This is a genomic window from Gilvimarinus algae, assembly GCF_030518215.1.
In the GTDB taxonomy this organism is placed as follows: Bacteria; Pseudomonadota; Gammaproteobacteria; order Pseudomonadales; family Cellvibrionaceae; genus Gilvimarinus; species Gilvimarinus algae.
In genome coordinates this window covers 1-462 of record NZ_JAULRT010000007.1, presented here as the reverse complement: position 1 = coordinate 462, position 462 = coordinate 1, and the positions used below count along the sequence as shown (strand labels likewise).

Genomic DNA, 462 nt, shown 5'->3' with positions numbered 1-462 from the left:
CGGGGCGGTTTTCGCGGCAAATCACCGGCGAAACCGCGCCATTGCATAGCGCGCGAACGCGGCGGGCTTGCCAACGGCGGCCCACAGACACATATTCAACGTAGCCAATGGATTGGGCGGGTCCTCTCGTCCTTTTTATCCGAGCGTGTTAGGAAAGTGTGAAACAGCGCAGGATTAGACGACTTGAATATGCAATCGCCCCCCGCCCCGCCCTCTGAAATGGCCCGCAGCGCCCAGGATGCCGCGGCCTATTTGAAAACTCTGGCCCATGAAGGCCGGTTGATGATCCTGTGTCATCTGGGCTCGGGTGAAAAATCAGTGGGCGAGCTGGAAACGCTGTTGGAAATTCGACAGGCCGCCGTCAGCCAGATGCTGGCCCGCCTGCGCGAAGAGGGTCTGGTCACAACCCGCCGCGACGGCAAAACCATCTATTATTCGCTGGCCGATCAGAACACCTATGAG

At 59.3% G+C, this 462-nt stretch carries 1 protein-coding gene; it reads left to right on the top strand.

Annotation, left to right across the window (positions count from 1 at the left end; genetic code table 11):
- Window positions 1-189 precede the first annotated feature (189 nt).
- Window positions 190-462 (top strand): ArsR/SmtB family transcription factor (locus QWI16_RS00010; protein WP_302710669.1); only part of this gene is annotated, 273 nt, incomplete at its 3' end.